The sequence below is a fragment of the Micromonospora sp. WMMD754 genome, from assembly GCF_049315235.1.
Classification (GTDB): domain Bacteria; phylum Actinomycetota; class Actinomycetes; order Mycobacteriales; family Micromonosporaceae; genus Micromonospora; species Micromonospora sediminicola.
Window position 1 is genome coordinate 1,761,464 of sequence record NZ_CP186058.1, and the last position, 17,913, is coordinate 1,779,376.

Annotated in this window: 14 protein-coding genes; 6 read left to right on the forward strand and 8 right to left on the reverse strand. The window is 72.3% G+C overall.

Annotated elements, in window-relative coordinates; all coding sequences use genetic code 11:
- The first annotated feature begins 43 nt into the window (after positions 1-43).
- Together ACN27B_RS08330 and fxsT are read left to right on the forward strand one after the other, a co-directional pair.
- A complete protein-coding gene (locus tag ACN27B_RS08330; protein WP_422744231.1) occupies positions 44-1,234 on the forward strand; it encodes a TIR-like protein FxsC in 1,191 nt (396 codons plus the stop codon).
- Positions 1,231-5,166, forward strand: a complete 3,936-nt coding sequence (gene fxsT / locus ACN27B_RS08335) for an FxSxx-COOH system tetratricopeptide repeat protein (protein ID WP_422744233.1) — start codon at positions 1,231-1,233, stop codon at positions 5,164-5,166. The genes ACN27B_RS08330 and fxsT overlap by 4 nt, the downstream gene beginning before the upstream one ends.
- On the opposite strand, the gene ACN27B_RS08340 is transcribed toward fxsT, so the two are convergent.
- Both ACN27B_RS08340 and ACN27B_RS08345 read right to left on the reverse strand, forming a co-directional pair.
- Positions 5,144-6,064, reverse strand: a complete 921-nt coding sequence (locus ACN27B_RS08340) for an alpha/beta fold hydrolase (protein ID WP_098747472.1) — start codon at positions 6,062-6,064, stop codon at positions 5,144-5,146. The two genes, fxsT and ACN27B_RS08340, sit on opposite strands and share 23 nt — an antisense overlap.
- 57 nt (positions 6,065-6,121) lie before the next feature.
- Positions 6,122-9,565: an NACHT domain-containing protein gene (locus tag ACN27B_RS08345; RefSeq protein ID WP_099163306.1), complete on the reverse strand. Its 3,444-nt coding sequence runs from the start codon at positions 9,563-9,565 to the stop codon at positions 6,122-6,124.
- A gap of 219 nt (positions 9,566-9,784) precedes the next feature.
- Here ACN27B_RS08345 and ACN27B_RS08350 point away from each other — a divergent pair, with 219 nt between their 5' ends.
- The 3 genes from ACN27B_RS08350 to ACN27B_RS08360 all read left to right on the forward strand — a co-directional run bounded on the left by ACN27B_RS08350 (position 9,785) and on the right by ACN27B_RS08360 (position 11,826).
- Positions 9,785-10,588, forward strand: coding sequence for a DUF1206 domain-containing protein (locus ACN27B_RS08350; protein WP_422744236.1), 804 nt, complete (start codon positions 9,785-9,787; stop codon positions 10,586-10,588).
- Positions 10,589-10,660: 72 nt separating this feature from the next.
- Positions 10,661-11,389, forward strand: a complete 729-nt coding sequence (locus tag ACN27B_RS08355; protein ID WP_422744237.1) for a DUF6928 family protein — start codon at positions 10,661-10,663, stop codon at positions 11,387-11,389.
- On the forward strand, positions 11,386-11,826 hold the full coding sequence (locus ACN27B_RS08360) for an NUDIX hydrolase (protein WP_253866117.1): 441 nt from the start codon (positions 11,386-11,388) through the stop codon (positions 11,824-11,826). The genes ACN27B_RS08355 and ACN27B_RS08360 overlap by 4 nt, the downstream gene beginning before the upstream one ends.
- A gap of 11 nt (positions 11,827-11,837) precedes the next feature.
- Here ACN27B_RS08360 and ACN27B_RS08365 read toward each other — a convergent pair whose 3' ends face one another.
- The 6 genes from ACN27B_RS08365 to ACN27B_RS08390 form a co-directional block, all read right to left on the reverse strand.
- The gene (locus ACN27B_RS08365) at positions 11,838-12,395 is read right to left on the reverse strand and encodes a DUF3592 domain-containing protein (RefSeq protein WP_396824956.1); all 558 of its coding nucleotides are present in this window, start codon (positions 12,393-12,395) and stop codon (positions 11,838-11,840) included.
- A gap of 80 nt (positions 12,396-12,475) precedes the next feature.
- On the reverse strand, positions 12,476-12,883 hold the full coding sequence (locus tag ACN27B_RS08370; protein WP_099163304.1) for an arsenate reductase ArsC: 408 nt from the start codon (positions 12,881-12,883) through the stop codon (positions 12,476-12,478).
- Positions 12,884-12,941: 58 nt separating this feature from the next.
- A complete protein-coding gene (arsB, locus tag ACN27B_RS08375; protein ID WP_422744240.1) occupies positions 12,942-14,033 on the reverse strand; it encodes an ACR3 family arsenite efflux transporter in 1,092 nt (363 codons plus the stop codon).
- A 166-nt stretch (positions 14,034-14,199) separates the two neighbouring features.
- Positions 14,200-14,889 (reverse strand): arsenate reductase ArsC, encoded by a 690-nt coding sequence (locus ACN27B_RS08380; protein ID WP_396824958.1) that lies wholly within the window; start codon positions 14,887-14,889, stop codon positions 14,200-14,202.
- Complete coding sequence (locus ACN27B_RS08385; RefSeq protein ID WP_355523538.1) at positions 14,886-15,578, reverse strand: helix-turn-helix domain-containing protein; 693 nt, start codon at positions 15,576-15,578, stop codon at positions 14,886-14,888. The genes ACN27B_RS08380 and ACN27B_RS08385 overlap by 4 nt, the downstream gene beginning before the upstream one ends.
- A 91-nt stretch (positions 15,579-15,669) precedes the next feature.
- Positions 15,670-16,044 carry an ArsR/SmtB family transcription factor gene (locus tag ACN27B_RS08390; protein ID WP_099163300.1) on the reverse strand — a complete coding sequence of 125 codons (375 nt, stop codon included), beginning with the start codon at positions 16,042-16,044 and terminating at the stop codon, positions 15,670-15,672.
- A gap of 144 nt (positions 16,045-16,188) precedes the next feature.
- On the opposite strand from ACN27B_RS08390, the gene ACN27B_RS08395 reads away from it, so the two are divergent.
- Positions 16,189-17,610 carry an FAD-dependent oxidoreductase gene (locus ACN27B_RS08395; RefSeq protein WP_099163299.1) on the forward strand — a complete coding sequence of 474 codons (1,422 nt, stop codon included), beginning with the start codon at positions 16,189-16,191 and terminating at the stop codon, positions 17,608-17,610.
- The last annotated feature ends 303 nt before the right edge of the window (positions 17,611-17,913 follow it).

A 17,913-nucleotide genomic window follows, 5' to 3' on the forward strand; every position in this document is an offset into this window, starting at 1 on the left:
TGGCGGTCGGAGGTTCCGTCCACGCTGGACGGGTCGTGCCGACGTGAGTCCTGAGAGGCCCGTCCTCGCCGGCGCACGCTACTTCTTCCTCAGCTACGTCCCCCCACCGACACACAGCGACCGCACCCTCGGCGACCACTGGGTCCGCCGCTTCTACCACGATCTCAACCTCGCCATCGACGGGCGCCCGGGTGCGCGGCTGCGCCGGCGGGGCTTCGCCGACTTCACCGTCCGGTTGTCGGAGGACCGGGCGGAACAGAAGCGCGTGGCGCTCGCCGAGGCCGAGGTGTTCGTCCCGCTCTACTCACCGGACTACCTCAACCGGGACGACTCGCGCCGGGAACGGGAGTGGTTCCGGCAACGGCTGCTACGGGCCGGCCGGCCGGCCGACGGGGACAACATCCTGCCCGTGCTGTGGACCCCGTCACCCGCCGCCGTCCACGCGACCGACCAGGCCCGGGCGCTGGCCATGGCCGCGGACGTGGAGGCCTACGCCGCCAACGGGATGAGCGCGCTCTGCCGCCTGCAGATCTTCCAGCGCGACTACCAGGAGGTCCTGGGCCGGCTGGCCCAGCACATCGTCGACACCGCCGAGCAGACTCCGCTGCAACCGGCCGAGCCGCCGACCGGGCCGACCGACGTGCCCTCGTCCCCGACCAGCGAGGTGCCCTTCCTGGCCGTGGTCATCGCCCCCGGTCAGCTGCCGGAGGCGGGCCGGCTCAACGGGCGGCCCGACACGCACGCCGCTCGGTGGCGACCGTTCCGCGACCGACCGCCGGTGGTCGACGACGTGACCGACGCGGTCCAGCGGTTGCGGATGCCCATCGACGTCCAGGACTTCGCGCCGGACGAGGGCCTGTTCCGGGGCTGCCCGGGTGTCCTCATGGTCGACCCGCGGGTGGTCGAGACGCCGGACGGCACGGAGGCGGTCCGCGCGGCCGTCGACTGCCTGCACAGCTGGGTGGGGGTGGTGGTGCTCATCGACGACCCGGCACCCGGTCGCCGCTCCCACGCCACGGTGCTGCTCGACCGGGCGGTGGCGATGTTCCCCCCGACGGCCCGCCCGCTGGCGGTCAGCACGTACGACGACTGGCGGGCCGGGGTGCACGGCCTGGTCGACCGGATGCGACGCCGCTACCTGGACGCGCGACCGGCCTACCCGCCGCCGGGACGGCCGATCAGCAAACCCCGGCTCTGGGAGAACCCGCCGCCCGACGAAGGAGTGGAGCCATGACCCGACCCGAGGGACAGGTCGTCACCTTCTACTCCTACAAGGGCGGCACCGGCCGGACCATGGCCCTGGCCAACGTGGCGTGGATCCTCGCCGCCAACGGCAAGCGGGTCCTGGCCGTCGACTGGGACCTGGAATCCCCCGGGCTGGCGCGCTTCTTCGCGCCCTTCATCGACCGCGACGCGCTGGAGAGCACCGGCGGGGTGATCGACCTGATCCGGGAGTACGAGTGGGCGACCACCACCACGCAGGACAAGGGCGACGACCGCTGGCACGAGCAGTACGCCCGCGTGCACAAGTACTCGTTCTCGCTGAACTGGTCGAACTTCCCCGGTGACGGCACGCTCGACTTCCTCTCGGCGGGCCAGCAGAACAACGACTACGCCGGCGCGCTGGCCGGGATGAACTGGGACGAGTTCTACGAGCGGCAGGGCGGCGGCCACTTCTTCGACGCGCTGCGCGCCGACATGAAGCGCAACTACGACTACGTCCTGATCGACAGCCGCACCGGCTTCTCCGACGTCGCCGACATCTGCACCATCCAGCTCCCGGACGTGCTCGTCACCTGTTTCACCCTGAGCGAGCAGGGCATCACCGGGGCGGCCAAGGTGGCCCGACTGGTCGAGCACCGCTACGGCTCGCGGCGGATCCGGGTGCTGCCCGTGCCGATGCGGATCGACCCGGCCGAGAAGATCAAGGCGGACACCGGGCGGGCCGTGGCCCGGCAGCGCTTCAGCGGCCTGCCGAGCGGGATGAGCGAGGCCGAACGGGACCGCTACTGGGCCCGGATGCAGGTCCCCTACCAGGCCTACTACGCGTACGAGGAGTTGCTGGCGACCTTCGCCGACCAGCCCGGCGTCAACGGCTCGCTGCTGTCGGCGTACGAGGTGCTGGCCCGGGAGATCACCCGGGGCGAGGTGGAGTCGCTGCCCCCGATGAGCGGCGCGGTGCGCGACCGGGTCAACGCCCGGTTCACCCGCACGTCCACCTCGGTGGAGAACGAGATCCTGCTGCGGCACGACCCGTACGACCGGGTGTGGGCGGAGTGGATCGGCAACCTGCTCGCCTCGGCCGACGTCCGGGTGACCGACCCCTGGTTCGCCGACGACGAGGCGCCCCGCACGGCCCGGGAGCTGATCATCGTCTCGGAGGCCAACGCCACCGAGGAGGCCGTGCTCGCCGCGCCGGACCGCTCACCCGACCAGGTGCCGCTGGTCGTCTACGTCGCGGACGTGCGGCGGCTCGCCAACGTGCCGGCCGCGCACAGCGTCTCGGTGGCCGGGCTGGAGGCCCGGACCGCGGCGACCCGCATCCTGCGCCTCGTCGGGCGGGAGGGCGTGAGCGCCGACGTCGAGCTGCCGACCGGCCCCCGGTTCCCCGGCCGGGACAACAGCGTCTTCGAGGTGCCCGGCCGGAACAAGCGCTTCACCGGCCGCGAGGCGGACCTGCGGGAGCTGCGGACGCTGCTGCGCAGCAGCCCGAAGGTGGTGCTGGCCGGCACCGGACCGGTGGCGTTGCAGGGCATGGGCGGCATCGGCAAGAGCCAACTGGCGCTGGAGTACGCCCACCGCTACCGCGCCGCGTACGACATGGTGTGGTGGGTCGACGCCGACCAGGTGCCGTTCATCGAGTCCGCGATCGGCGACCTGGCGCCCTACCTGGGCGTGCAGTCGTCGGAGTCGAACCGGGAGAACGCCCGGCTGGTCCTCCAGGCGTTGCGCCACACCGACCTGCGGTGGCTGCTCATCATGGACAACGCCGACGAGGTCGAGGGCGTGCTGCCCTACGTGCCGGACGGCAAGGGCCACGTCCTGATCACGTCCCGCAACCTCCAGTGGGTGGAGCGGGCGACCACCGTGCAGGTCGACGTGTTCAAGCGGGCGGAGAGCATCCAGCACCTCACCGAGCGGGTGCCGAACATGCGGCCGGACCAGGCCGACAAGATCGCCTCCCTGCTGGGTGACCTGCCGATCGCGGTCACCGCCGCGGCGGCCTGGCTGGCCGACACCGGCCACTCGGTCGACAGCTACCTCACCGAGATCGCCCGCTTCGGTCCGGGCGCGGTGATGGAACCGAACAGCAACGTCTCGGTGGAGGCCACCTGGGAGTTGTCCCTCAACCACCTGCGCACCCGGAACCCGGCGGCCTACCGGGTGCTCCAGCTCTGCTCGGTGTTCGCGCCGGAGATCTCGGCCGATCTGGTCTACAGCAACAAGTTCGCCGAGGCGCTGGTGCCGTTCCACCCGCAGGCGAAGGAGCGCCTGGTCCGCCAGCAGCTGGTGCAGCAGGCCAACCGGCTCGCCCTGGTCCGGGTCGACCTCCGGGCCGACAACCCGTCCGGCGGCGAGCGGAGCCGGGGCGGGCTCGTGCTCATGCACCGCCTGCTCCAGCACGCCGTCCGGTCCCGGATGACGGAGGAGGAACTCGACGAGGCGCGCGCCCAGGTCCACCTCGTGCTGGCCGCCTTCCGGCCCGAGGGCGAGGTGGACGACCCGGTCAACTGGCCCAAGTTCCGGGTGATCTGGCCGCACCTGGAGCCGTCGAAGGCGGCGCTCAGCCAGAAGGTCGAGGTGCGGGCGCTGATGATCGACCGGGTCCGCTACCTGCAGTTGCGGGGCGACCTGGAGACCGGCCGCCGGCTCGGCGAGGAGGTCGTCCGGACCTGGAAGGGGATGCTGGCGACGGAGACCGACGAGCGGGCGCGGGAGGACCTGCGCCGGCAGTTGCTGCACCTCCAGTTCAACCTCGCCAACATCCTCGCCTTCCTCGGGCAGTTCAAGGATTCCCGGGCGCTGGACGAGAAGGTGCTCGCGGCCCAGCGGGAACTGCTCGGCGACGACCACCCGCACACCCTGATGACGGCGGGCGGGCTGGCGCGCGACCTGCGGGGCATGGGCATGTACAGCGAGGCGCTGCGCCTCGACGAGGCCACCTTCAACGCCTGGAAGCGACTGTTCGCCGAGGACCATCCGCGTACCCTCGCCGCCCTGAACAACCTGGCCAGCACCCAGCGCCTGATGGGAGACTTCCAGGAGGCGCGCAAGAACGACGAGATGGTGCTGGAGGGGCGCCGCGGCACCCTCACCGACAGCCACCCGGACACGCTGGCCTCCTCCGCCTACGTGGGCATCGACATGCGCGACGCCGGAGACTACGAGCAGTCGATCGCCCGGCTGCGGGCCGTCCACCGGGACCTGCTGCACACCGCTGGCGCCGAACACCTGATCACCCTGCGGACGCAGACGAACCTGGCGGTGTCGCTCCGCGCGGCCGGGTACGCGGTCGAGGCGGGCAAGCTGCTCGAGGCCGCCTACGAGCTGCTGACCGAACGGTTCGGGCCGGACAACCCGGAGACCCTCACCTGCCGGCTGAGCCTGTCGATCAACCTGCTCACCGTCGACCTCCACCAGCGGGCCAGCCGGGAACTCACCGAGGTGCACCGCATCTACCGGCGCAACCTCGGTCCCGAGCACCCGTTGACCCTGGTCTGCCAGGTCAACCTGGCGATGGTGGCCCGTCGCGCCGGGGACTTCGTCGAGGCGCGGCAGCTCGCCGGCAGCTCGGCGGACGCGCTCGCCGCCGTGCTCGGCGACGCGCACCCGTACCCCCTCTCCGGCTGGATGAACCAGGCCATCTGTCTCGCCGAGCAGCCGGACCCGCCGGAGGGCCGGGAGGCGGCGGACCGGGCGGCGCTGGAGCTGTTGCAGCGTGCCTCCCGTGGTCTCGACCGCGTGCTCCAACCGGAGCATCCGAACGCGCTGCGCTGCCGGGCCAACCTGGTGCTGATGCGGGAGCGGATGGAATCCGGCCGGCGGGCGGAGATCGAGACGGTGGCCGACAAGCTCGCCCGTCGGTTGGGCGAGCACCATCCGGCGGTCGAGGCGCTCCGCCAGCACCGGTTCCAGCGGCGGATCATCGACCCGCATCCGATCTGACCGGGGTCCGCTCCGACGGGCGGGTCAGCCAGGCCAACATCTCCGGCAGCACCTCGACCGCGCCGAAGTGCGCGCTGCGGTGCTGCACGTGCAGTTGTGCGCCGGGGATCCGACCGGCCAGCCACCGGGTGTGGCTGGCCGGGGCGAAGTTGTCGTCGGCACCGTGCCACAGCCGTACCGGCATCCGGATCTCCGCCAGCGAGATGCCCCAGTCGGCGCGCAGCGCGAGGACGTCGTCGATCCAGCCGTCCGGCCCCCGCCGCAGCGCCTCGGCGTAGGCGTCGGTCAACTGCCGGCGGATCGGCACCCCGGCCACCACCCGACGGTCGGCCTCGGTCATCTGCTCGACCAGCAGCGCCAGCAACGAGCCCGGGTCGTCGATCGTCCGCTCCGCCCGCAGGCGCAACTGCTCGGCGAGGACCACCTCGTCGTGCTCGGCGGTCCCGTAGTCGCGGACGTTCGCCTCCGTCATGCCGCCGAACCAGTCCAGTCCGGTCGCGCCGGCCGGGGCGAGGCCGACCAGCACGGCGGTGCGCCGTACCCGCTCCGGCAGCAGCGCCGCGCAGGCCAGGGCGTGCGGGCCGCCCCCGGAGCGGCCGACCACCGAGAACTCGTCCAGGCCCAGGTCGTCGGCGATGGCCGCGACGTCGGCGGCGGCGTCGGCCACCCGGCGGCCCGGCAGCCGGCTGGAACCGCCGTAGCCCGGTCGGTCGTAGGAGATCAGCCGGACGCCGAGCCGGTAGAGCACGCTCGATCGCGGGCGCGGCCCGTTGCGGCTGCCCGGCGTGCCGTGCATCAGGAACACCGGCCAGCCGCGCTCCGCGCCGGCCACGTCGACGGCCAGGCTGCGCCTTCCGGATCGGACGATGTGCTCGCGGTGCGTGGGCGGGTGTGACAAACCGGGCCTCCGGGACGGTGGTGGTGGCGGGGGTGGCGGGCCGGGCCGGGCGCGCGGTCAGAACCCATCGGCGGCCGGGCCCTGATCGGTCGCCGCGAGGACGCGCAGCGTGTCGACGGCGGCCGTCAACGTGACGTCGGCGGGCACCCGGTCGTGCGCCCGCAGGTAGTCGAGGAGCAGCCGGCACAGGCTCGTCTCGTCGAGGAACTCGTCGGGCAGCCGGTGCGCGAGCAGGGCCGCCATGGTCCCGGGCCGGATCTTCCGCCAGGCCAGGTCGGCGTACTCGCTCAGCGCCATCAGCAACCACAACGCGGTGCGGTTGTCGACCCGCGCGGCGGCGAACTGCTCCGCCATCTCGGCGGAGACCACCCCGTCCTCCAGGGGCAGCTCGGCGAGCCGCCCCTCGATGTCGGCGAGCACCGCCCGCACCCGGGGCACGTACTCCGCCGGCAGCCGGTCGAGCCCGTGCCGGAGGATCAGCGCGTGCAGGACCGCGTGGTCCTCCGGCGTGCCGATCGAGTCGAGCAGCTCGGGAAACTCGTCGATCAGGTACGGGCACGAGATGATCAGCTCCGGGGGCGCGGTCACCGACCGGGGCAGTCGGTCCAGCGCCACCCGGGTCAACCCGCAGACCACCTCGCGGGGCAACTGCGCGCCGTCCTCGGCGAGGCATTCCAGCAGCACCGTGGCGCTGGTGCTGGACACCGCGCCCGGCGATTCGACGGCCCGTTCCCACAGCCGCCGGTAGCTGCGCTCGTCGTAGAGGATGAGCTGGTGCAACGACGGCACCGGCCAACGCCGGGTGGCCAGCGACACCAGGTCCGCGTGGAACCGGCCGGCCTCGAAGCTGTCCGGCTGCCGGCCGCGCCACGTCCGCGCGCCGGCCTGCAACTGGCCGTACGTGGTGATGTCGCCGAGCAGCCGGGCCTCCTCGGCGGCCACGCTCACGGTCTCGCCCCGGCGCTCGCGCCGCCGTTCCGCGGTGATCCGGCCGTCGGCGTCCCGCCCCAGCCAGCTGATCATGGCGAGCTGGCCCTTCTCGTCGAGCCCGGCCCGCCACAGCCGCACCGTGGAGACCCAGGTCTCGTCGTCCATCAGGTCGGTGTGCCGTACGCCGTCGGGCGACACCAGCGCGGCCAGCGCGACCAGGTTGGCGGTGTACGCGGCGAGCAGCCGCACCGGGTCGTAGGGCGACGGCCGGTAGCCGTCCACCCCGGCGACGTTGCCCCGCTGCCGCGCCTCGGCCAGCAGCTCGGCGACGGTCTCGATGATCGCGCCACGCTCCTCCGGGTGCCGGGCGCTGAGTTCCCGGGCGAACCCGACCACCGCCTCCCGTTTCACCAGGGGCTGGTGGGAGAGCAGGGCGCGGAACTGGCCGGTGTCCAGTTGGTAGCCGAAGCCGGCCGGGGTGCGGGTCCGCCGCCGCAGCTCGGCCAGTTCCCGCAACGACCCGATCACGTACTCCGCGATCAGGAAGTCGCCGATCGTCGCGTGCAGGAACTCGTAGGTCCGGCGGGCGTCCTCGCCCTGGAGGTCGTCCGGGCCGTACACGACGAAGAAGGCGGCGGTGACCAGTTGCTCCGGCCCGAGCACGTCGCCGAGCTCGAACCGGGTGCCGTCGCCGGAGCCGGAGCCGAAGCAGCCCAGGTCGTCGCGGAGCGCGGCCCGGTTCACCAGCTCCCGGTTGCGGTTGAACATGGCGAACGCGGTGATCGCCAGGTCGCGCCGCAGCCGGTGTTCCCGGGCCTCCCGCTCGCGTTGCGACAGGTCACCCGGCGCCTTCTCGCCGATCTGCCGCCGGATGAAGGCGGTGAGCAGGCCGGTGAACAGGTCGGACCGGGAGATGCCCAGGTCGGGGGGTCCTTCCACCCGGTGCTCGTCGTAGTAGATGGCCAGCAGGGTGAGCAGCAGCGGCTGCCGGGCCAGCTCGCCGTGCGACAGCAGGTCCCGGGCGGACAGGCGACGGTAGCCGGACCGGTCCTCGTTGGCTCCGTTGACGGCCGACACCCAGGTCGTCACCTGCGCGTCGGTCAGGTCCTCCAGCCGGACCAGCACGGTGCCCTGGGGCACGCTGGCCCGGTCCATCACCAGCATCCGTGAGGTGATCACCGGGATGACCGAGTAGCCCAGGTCCCACTGGGCCTCCTGGAACTCGGCCACCCGGTCGATGTACTGGGAGTGGGCGGTGCCGGTGACCTGGACGAGTTCGTCGAACCCGTCGAAGACGACCACGACCGTGGTGGTGCTCGTGGCGCGGCGCAGGTCCGCCCACCGGATGCGCTCGTCCATCAGCTGCTCGATCGCCGACTCGATCTGCTCGGTCGGCGAGGTGTCCCCGGACATCCGGCGCAGCGGTACGACGATGGCGGTGAACCGGTTCGCCGGCAGCCGGGCCGCGATCACCCGGGTCAGCAGCGTCTTGCCGGCGCCGGGCTGACCGAGGACCAGCAGCGGGCGGTGCAGGCTGGCCGGGTCGGTCAGGTAGTCGGAGAGGAACCCGACCAGGTCGCCGCTGCGCGGCTGCTCCTCCCACCAGCGCTCCCGCTCCGGCGCAGCGCGCTTGTCGTATTCCGCGACCCGGAAGTCGGGGCTGATGAACCCCCGCTCCACGGTGGGCAGCCGCAGGTGGAAGTCGATGTCCTTGATCCGCAGCAGCGGCTGCCGGAACACCGCGCCCAGCGAGCCGGCGAGCCGGTCGAGGGATTCCCGGAGCCGGTCCGGCTCGGGCGCGGCCGGGCCGGCCAGCCCGGCCAGGTTGCGGGACAGGTCCGCCAGCGCGTCCAGCCGGTCCGCGACCTCGGCGGTCAGCTTCCGGTTGTCGACCAGGTTGTGCTCGATCGCCTGCCGGACCATCCGGAACCCGAACTCCGGCAGGTCGGTGGCGAGCCGGTCGAAGCGGTCCTCGTAGTGCCACATGCTGCGCGCGACCACGCGGGACCGCAGCGAGGTGAGGTCGAGCCCGCGCCGCACCGCCGGCCAGGCGGCGAGGCCGTCGCAGAAGGCGATGGTGGCGTCGTACAGGGTGACGTAGGCCGCCTCGACGTCCCGCCGGGTGTCGTCCATGCCGTGCACCGACGACGGCAGCGGAAAGTATCCGGCGTCGATTTCCTGGGGCAGGGTGTGTCGACGTCGCTCGGCCGGCACCATGGCGACCTTTTCCGCGTCGGTCAGTTCCAGCCGGTCGAAGCCCGGGCCCACCTCGTCCCGGAATCCGTCGAAGAACGCGGACAGCGCCAGCACCGTGTGGCTGGCCTCCAACAGTTCGTAGTACGCCTTTCCGCCGGATGCGCGTATCCGGCCGGCCTGGTTGCCGGTGGCGTCCCGGACGAGCTGCATGAGCGCGTTCTTCGGACCGAGCAGGGCCAGCGCCGCACCGTGCGAGAGCGCGCCCGCGCCCAGGATTCCCGCGTTGACGACCTTGTCGGTCTCGGTGATGCGCGCGCTGCCGGGCGCCAACAGTCGTAACGCATCTCGATAGCTGAGGCTCGAACGGCGCGGCATGCCGCCCCTTTCGCTGCGGGCGATCGGATCCTTCAAGGATAGAAACTTCACTGACGGAAAGCTATCGATTCCGCACCGGGGCGAAGGCTTTAGCACGACTTGCCGCTCATTCATTTCATTCACCCGATAAATGGGAGTCAAGGGGTTGAAGGCGGTCATTTCATCGCGCACACCGGGGCCGGAGGTTTGGCGGGAGCCGCGATCGGTGAATGACGGCCCATGTCATCGCTGTCCGCGCGGACGCGCGGGGCCGCCTCCCGCGCCGCCGACAACTCCTGGCTGGAGCGCCTGACCCGGGCCGGCTTCGTCGGCTACGGCATCCTGCACCTGCTCTTCGCGTACGTGATCATGAAGGTCGCCCTCGGCGGGCCGGCCGCCGACGGGGACCAGTCGGGCGCCATGCAGCAGATCGCCGACGAGCCGTTCGGCGCGGCGCTCATCGGGGCGATCGTCGTCGGGTTGATGGCCATGGCGGTCTGGCAGGTGCTGGAAATCTTCCGGGAACGCCGGCTGACCGAGCGGGCGGCGTCGGCCGGCCGGGCGGCGTTCTACCTCTACCTCGCGTTCAGCGGGGTCAAGGTGCTGCGCGGCAAGAAGTCGTCCAGCGCCGACACCCAGCAGGACGCCGCCGCGGGGCTGCTCGCCTCCGACGCCGGCCGGGTCGCCGTCATGACGGCGGGCCTGATCCTGGCGGGGATCGGCGTCTGGCTGGCGATCGTCGGGATCACCAGGCGCTTCGAGAAGCACCTGCACGTCGGCCGGATGGCGGCGGCGACGCGACGGCTGGTCGGCCGGCTCGGCGCGGTGGGTTTCACGGCCAAGGGCCTGGCGTACGCGATCGCCGGGATCCTGTTCGTGGTGGCCGCGTGGCGGTACGACCCGGAGAAGGCGCGCGGACTCGACGCGGCGCTGCGCGCGCTCGCCGACGAGAGCTACGGCACCTGGCTGCTGCTCGTGGTGGCGGTCGGGTTCACGGCGTACGGCCTGTTCGCGGTGACCGAGGCGCGCTACCGCAAGGTCTGACCCGGGGCGCGCCGCCGGGCACCCCGTCAAGATCGATGCCGGGTATCGTCCGGGGACCGACCGGGAGGTGCGATGGGCGCGAAGACGGCGCTGTTGGCGTTCGCCGACGGCGACCTGCGGCCGTTGTTGCGGGCCGCGGGCGCCTCGGACCCGGCGGAGGCCGAGGCCGCCGTCCGGCAGGCCCTTCCCGGGTACGACCTCACACCGGCCGACGACAGCACGCTCGACGTGACCTGGCCGCCCGAGGACGTCACCCACGTCGCGGCGCTGCCCGGAGCCACGGTCCTGTGCGACCGCCGGCTGGTCCTCGACCGCCCGTCGGAACTGCCCGAGCACCTGCTCCGCCTCGGTACCGGCCGGCGGATCGTCATGCACGGCATGCACTCGGGCGTGGACGGGCTCTGTTTCGCGGTCTGGGAGGACGGGAAGCTGGTCCGCTCGCTCAGCCTGTCCCCGGACGGCGGCATCGCCGAGAACATCGGGGAGCCGTACGACTTCGAGCGCCCGTACTGGGACGGCCAACATCCGGCGAAACCGGTCCCCTACCCGCTGCCGTTCCACCCGCTGGAATTGGGCGAGGACGCCCTGCGCGCCCTGTTCGGCTTCACCATCGAGGGCCGGCGTCGGCCGGACGACGTCGACGCCGACGCCGTTCCCGTGCACGTCTTCCGCGTCGCGGACCCCACGGGTCGGGAACAGGCGGCGCGTGCGGCCGCCTACGCACAGGCGATGCGCGCCATGGGGCCGCCGCGAAGGTTCCGCCTGGGACCGGACGGGACGCTGGAGGAGGTCACGCCGTGACCTCACCGCCGCACATTCGCGCCGTGGCCGTCGCCGTGGTGCGACGCGGGGACGACCTCCTGGTCTTCGAGGCGCACGACGCGACGAAGCGGGAGACGTTCTACCGGCCGCTGGGCGGCGGCGTCGAGTTCGGGGAGTCGGCCGCCGAGGCCGTGCGGCGGGAGCTGCGGGAGGAGCTGGCCGTCGAGCTGTCCGGTGTGGAACTGCTCGGCGTCCTGGAGAACATCTTCACGGCGTTCGGCCGCGCCGGTCACGAGATCGTGTTCGTCTTCTCGGCCGACCTGGCCGACCCGTCGATCTACGACCGGGACGCCGTCGGGATCGTCGCGGACGAGGGCAGCCCGGTCAGCTGGCAGCCGCTGCGCCGCTTCGCCGGCGGCGAGGCGATCCTCTACCCGGACGGCCTCCTGGACCTGCTGCCCCGCGCCCTCCCGTGACCGCCCGGCCCTCAGCGTCGCCGCTTCCGCTTGTGCCGGATGCGGACGGTGGCGTCGGTGCCGCCCGCCCCTGGTGCGGCGGCCGGACGCGGCGGCGTACGGCGGCGTGACCGGCTCGGCCACCGGAGCCGGGACAGCGCGAGGGGAATCGCGACCACGAGGAGCATGAAGCCCGCCGCGCCGAGCCCGCCCTGGAGCCGGCCCCGGTGGCCGCTCAACTGGCCGAAGTCGGTGACGAAGTCGCCCGGGTCGACCCGGTTCACCCAGATCGGCACCTCGTCGCCGATCGACCGGCACACCTCGACGCAGGCCACCTCACGCTCGTACGTCCGGCCGTCCACCTCGTAACGGAAGTACATCGTCTTCGACGTGCCCCCGCGTTTCGTCACCTGGTCGTGCACGAGCGCCCGCGTCGGCACACCACGGGTGCGCAGCTCGGCCTGCCAGTCGTCCAGCTCGTTCTGGGTGTGGATCGGCAGCCAGAGCAGTGCACCACCGGCCACCAGCAGGAACACGCAGCCGAGGGCGGTCAGGGCCGGCGACCGCCACGGCGGGGTCGAGGAACGCACCGAGCCATCATGTCGGTCCGACGCAAGCGGTCACCACGGGTCGTGGGTGGTACCCGGCAGGCCGCGTCGAAGGGGTCGTGTCAGGCGGTGGGACGCAGCTCGGCGAGGAGCCCCTCCACCCGGGTACGGATGTCGTCGCGGATCGGGCGGACCGCGTCCACGCCCTTGCCGGCGGGATCGTCGAGCTTCCAGTCCTCGTACCGCTTGCCGGGGAAGACGGGGCAGGCGTCACCGCAGCCCATCGTCACGATGACGTCCGAGGACTCCGCGGTCTCGTACTCGAGGAGTTTCGGGGTCTGGTCGGTGATGTCGATGCCGACCTCGGCCATGGCCTGGACGGCCGCGGGGTTGACCGCCTCGGCGGGCGCGGAGCCGGCGGAGCGGACCTCGACGGTGTCGCCGGCGAGGTGGCGGAGCCAGCCGGCGGCCATCTGGGAGCGGCCGGCGTTGTGGACGCAGACGAACAGGACGCTGGGCTTGTCGCTCATGACGTTCTCCAGGGAGGTATGGTCGCCGCGCGGTGGGCCGCGGCGCGGTGCGGTCGAGTCACCTCGCGGCCTGGGTGCCGGGGGTGGGGAACAGCCGGCGGCGGGCCCACAACGACACGTAGACCAGGCCGACGAGGACGGGCACCTCGATCAGGGGACCGACGACGCCGGCGAGGGCCTGACCGGAGGCCACGCCGAACGTGCCGATCGCGACCGCGATGGCCAGTTCGAAGTTGTTGCCGGCGGCGGTGAACGCCAGGGTGGTCGTGCGCTCGTAGGTCAGGCCGATGGCCCGGCCGAGCAGGTAGGACCCGGCCCACATGACGGCGAAGTAGGCCAGCAGCGGCAGGGCGATGCGGGCGACGTCGACCGGCCGGCCGGTGATGGCTTCGCCCTGGAGGGCGAACAGGATCACGATGGTGAACAGCAACCCGTACAGGGCGACGGGCCCGACCCTGGGCAGGAACCGCTGCTCGTACCAGTCGCGGCCCTTGGCGCGCTCGCCGAGGCGACGGGAGAGGTAGCCGGCGAGCAGCGGGATGCCGAGGAAGACGAGCACGTTGCCGGCGATGTCCCAACCGGAGACCTCCAACGCGGCACCGTCCAGACCCAACCAGCCGGGCAGCACCGACAGGTAGAACCAGCCGAGCAGACCGAAGGCGAGGACCTGGAACACGGAGTTGAGGGCGACGAGGACGGCGGCGGCCTCCCGGTCGCCGCAGGCGAGGTCGTTCCAGATGATGACCATGGCAATGCAGCGGGCCAGGCCGACGATGATCAGGCCGGTGCGGTACTCCGGCTGGTCGGCCAGGAACAACCAGGCCAGGGCGAACATGAGGGCGGGGCCGACGATCCAGTTGAGGACCAACGACGAGACCAGCAGGCGCCGGTCGCCGGTGACGGTGTCGAGGCGGTCGTAGCGGACCTTGGCCAGCACCGGATACATCATGATCAGCAGGCCGAGCGCGATGGGCAGCGAGATGCCGCCGATCTTGACGGCGTCCAGGGCGGCGTCCAGCCCGGGAACGATCCGGCCGAGCAGCAGCCCGGCGACCATGGCCAGGCCGATCCACACCGGCAGGAGCCGGTCGAGGCGGGACAGACGTGCCGCCACCGGTGCGGCATGGTCGGCTCGGGTGGCGGTGCTCATGGAGACTCCCGTGGGTCGTCGGTGCTGGCGCGTGCGCGTCGAGCGAGGTCACCGACGTCGCGTGACGTTGGACTGGCGTATCCCGGGTCCTCGCCCGGGTGACCGGTGCGGGCGGGACGGTCGGCGAGCAGGTCTCGGACGCGGAGCGGATCGGTCGGCAACCTGGTCACATCGCCGTCGCCACCGGCGAGCCGGGCCGTGGGACCAGGATGCCGATCTGATCCAACAGGTGGCGGACGCGGCGTTCGACCTCGTCCCGGATGGGTCGCACGTCGGCCAGGTCGAGGCCGGCGGGGTCGTCGAGGTCCCAGTTCTCGTAGCGGGTGCCGGGAAAGACCGGGCAGGCGTCGCCGCAGCCCATGGTGACCACGACGTCGGCGGCGCGCACGACCTCGTCGGTCCACGGCTTGGGGAACTCCTGCGAGATGTCGATGCCGCGTTCGGCCATGGCGGCGACGGCGGCGGGGGCGACGGCGGCGCCGGGTTCGCTGCCGCCGGACCAGGCGACGGCCCGGTCGCCGGCGAGGTGGGCGAAGAACCCGAGCGCCATCTGGGAGCGACCGGCGTTGTGGGTGCACAGGAACAGCACCACGGGGCGACCGTCCCGGTGGTGACCCTCGACCCGGGCCAGAGCCTGCAGGCGCTGGCGGGCGAAGCGTTCGGCGAGCAGGGGCAGGTAGTGGGGGATGGTGCTGTCGGTGGCGAACTGGTCGTGGCTGGAGTGCAGGAACCGCTCGATCGTCTCGGCGCCGTAGACGCCGGTGAACTCCTCGGCGAGCCGCGTCGCCGCGGTGCGCAGGGCGACCTGCTGGTCGATGGAGACCTCTTGGCGGAGGTGGGGGCTGGTGTCAGTCATGACGGTTCTCCGGGCGCGATGGTGACGGCGGGGGCGACCCGGTCGACGCGGGCGGCGAGGTCGGCGAACGCGGCCTCGAACGCCTCGTCGGTGTCGACACGGACCGGATCGGGCACGGACCAGTGCAGGCGCGGGCGGACGGGCCCGGTGAGGTCTTCGTGGGCGTTGTCACACACGGCGATGAGCAGGTCGTCGTCGCGGGCGACGTCGGTGACGTGGGCGGTGGCGGTGGGATCCAGACGCAGCCCGTGCCGGCCGGCGACCGTCACGGCGCGGGGATGCACCCGGGAGGCCGGTTGCGTTCCGGCGGACGCAGCCGGGGTGTGGGTGCGGTCGCGCCAGAGCGCGGCGGCGAGTTGGGAGCGCGCGGAGTTGCGGGTGCAGACGAACACCACCCGGCCGACCCCGGTCAGCGGGGGCGGGGTCAGCACGGCCAGGGACTCCGCCCGGAGCCGCAGGTAGGTGCGGCGCTTGTCACCCTCGGAACGGCCCTTGACCACCAGGCCGGCTTCGGTGAGGACCTTGACGTGGTGGGCGACGAGGTTGGTGGGCAGGTCGAGGGTGTGGGCGATCTCCCCCGGGGACGCGTCACCGAGGGTGAGGGCGTCCACGATCGCCAGCCGCGCCGGATCGCCGAGCGCGGCGTGGATGCGCGCCCGCCCCGCCAGGGAGTTAAGCTCAACGTCCATTGACTCAACGTTAGCTGACTTAACGTCGATTGCCAACGCCACCCCCGGGAAGCACCCCTCCCGGACTCCCCGACAAGGACCGCCAGGGCCGCTACGGCGCGGCGGGCTCGACGGAGAGCAGCGACGCCAACTGGCGAAGGACGCCTTGCCGGGCGCGGTAGTAGACCCAGGTGCCGCGCCGCTCGGCGTCGACCAGGCCGGCCTCGCGCAGCGTCCTCAGGTGGTGCGAGATCGTGGGGCCGGTCAGGTCGAACGCCGGCGTGAGATCGCAGACGCAGGCCTCCCCGCCCTCGGCGGAGGCGATCATCGACATCAACTGGAGACGCACCGGGTCGCCGAGCGCCTTGAACGCCGACGCGAGCGCACCCGCCGCCTGCGCGGGCACCGGTCGTCGGGTCAGCGGCGCACAGCAGGAGGTCTCCGCGTTCAGGTCGATGGCGACGAGCGGCGTCGACTGCTTAGACATGCCTCTAGGTTGACATTCTTCTAATCAACGTGCAACTCTCTGATTTGACGGACGTCGAGACAGACCAGGCGGGAACGGCACGCGAATCCCGGGCCACCACCCGCATCGCTGATTCGACAGTTATCAACACAGAGGAGTTGCCTGATGAGCGCCCTGGACACCCTCCCGGTCGTGGTGATCGGCGCCGGACCCGTCGGCCTCGCCGCCGCCGCCAACCTGCACGAACGGGGCCTGCCCTTCCTCGTCCTCGAAGCCGGCGACACCGCCGGCGCGGCGGTGCGCCAGTGGGGCCACGTACGGGTGTTCTCCCCGTGGCGGTACGACGTCGACCCCGCCGCCCGGCGGCTGCTCGACGACGCCGGCTGGGTCGCTCCCGACGCCGACGCCCTGCCCACCGGCGCCGAACTGGCCGCCGACTACCTCCAGCCACTGGCGGAGCTGCCGGCGCTCAAGCCGCACCTGCGCTACGGCGCCCGGGTCGAGGCGATCAGCCGGCTCGGCCTGGACCGGCTGCGCACCGTCGGTCGCGACACCACCCCGTTCCTCATCCGCCTCACCGACGGCGAGGAGGTGCTCGCGCGCGCGGTCATCGACGCCTCCGGCACCTGGCGCACGCCGAACGTCCTCGGCGCCTCCGGCCTGCCCGCCCTCGGCGAGGCCGAGGCCGGCGCGTACCTCGAGCACGCCCTGCCCGACGTGCTCGGCGCCGACCGCGACCGCTTCGCCGACCGCCACACCCTCGTCGTCGGCGCCGGTCATTCCGCCGCCAACACCCTGCTCTCCCTGGCCGACCTCGCGGCCGAGCACCCGGGAACCGCGGTGACCTGGGCGATCCGCACCGCCTCGCCGGCGCGCACCTACGGCGGCGGCGACGCCGACGCCCTCCCCGCCCGCGGGGCGCTGGGCTCCCGGCTGCGGGCCCACGTCGACGCCGGCCGGATCCGGCTGCTCACCGGCTTCTCCGTCCACGCCCTCACCCCGACCGGTGACGACCGGGTGACCGTCGTGGTGCGCCACGGCGACGGCAGCGAAGAATCGGTCACCGTGGACCGCATCGTCGCCGCCACCGGTTTCCGCCCCGACCACTCCATAGCCGCCGAACTGCGCCTGGACCTCGACCCGGTCATGGGTGCCACCCGCGCCCTCGCCCCGCTCATCGACCCCAACGAGCACTCCTGCGGCACCGTGCCTCCGCACGGGGTGGACGAACTCGCCCACCCGGAGGTCGGCTACTACGCCGTGGGGATGAAGAGCTACGGGCGGGCGCCCACGTTCCTGATGGCCACCGGCTACGAGCAGGTCCGCTCCGTCGTCGCCGCCCTCGCCGGCGACTGGGCCGCCGCCCGCGACGTCCAGCTCGACCTGCCGGAGACCGGCGTGTGCAACAGCAACCCCGACGACTCCGCCACCGGCGACGGCTGCTGCGGACCCGCGCCGGCCACCGAGCCGACGTCACGCGGACTGGCCACCGGAATCTCCGGCGGGTTGCTCGCCGCGCCGCTGAACCTGGTCACGCTCGACGCCGCACCCGTCGACGCCCAGACCGGTGGCTGTTGCGGCAGCTGATGCCCACCCCCACGGCGGTCGCGCGATGCATGATCGCCGGCTCGATCACCGCCACCGGGGCTTGACAAGGAAAAAGCCTGACCCGCGTTTCCGCGGGTCAGGCTTTTTCCATCTTGTGCGCCCGAAGGGACTCGAATCCCTAACCTTCTGATCCGTAGTCAGGAGGAGAGGGTGCGCGTGACCTGCAGCTATATAGGTTTGTCCGGATACGGCATGTAGCAGTGTCGACGGAACGTGACGCTAGACCGCGTTCTCATCCCCCACGGTGCCACTCAAGTGGCACGGTTGATGCCGATGTGCAGC

Excerpts from the sequence above, each read along its gene's own strand:
- fxsT (WP_422744233.1), top strand. The coding sequence starts at position 1,231 with ATGACCCGACCCGAGGGACAGGTCGTCACCTTCTACTCCTACAAGGGC.
- ACN27B_RS08390 (WP_099163300.1), bottom strand. The coding sequence starts at position 16,044 with ATGTCTAAGCAGTCGACGCCGCTCGTCGCCATCGACCTGAACGCGGAG.
- ACN27B_RS08345 (WP_099163306.1), bottom strand. The coding sequence starts at position 9,565 with ATGCCGCGCCGTTCGAGCCTCAGCTATCGAGATGCGTTACGACTGTTG.
- ACN27B_RS08395 (WP_099163299.1), top strand. The coding sequence starts at position 16,189 with ATGAGCGCCCTGGACACCCTCCCGGTCGTGGTGATCGGCGCCGGACCC.
- ACN27B_RS08370 (WP_099163304.1), bottom strand. The coding sequence starts at position 12,883 with ATGAGCGACAAGCCCAGCGTCCTGTTCGTCTGCGTCCACAACGCCGGC.
- arsB (WP_422744240.1), bottom strand. The coding sequence starts at position 14,033 with ATGAGCACCGCCACCCGAGCCGACCATGCCGCACCGGTGGCGGCACGT.
- ACN27B_RS08380 (WP_396824958.1), bottom strand. The coding sequence starts at position 14,889 with ATGACTGACACCAGCCCCCACCTCCGCCAAGAGGTCTCCATCGACCAG.
- ACN27B_RS08355 (WP_422744237.1), top strand. The coding sequence starts at position 10,661 with ATGGGCGCGAAGACGGCGCTGTTGGCGTTCGCCGACGGCGACCTGCGG.
- ACN27B_RS08350 (WP_422744236.1), top strand. The coding sequence starts at position 9,785 with ATGTCATCGCTGTCCGCGCGGACGCGCGGGGCCGCCTCCCGCGCCGCC.
- ACN27B_RS08385 (WP_355523538.1), bottom strand. The coding sequence starts at position 15,578 with ATGGACGTTGAGCTTAACTCCCTGGCGGGGCGGGCGCGCATCCACGCC.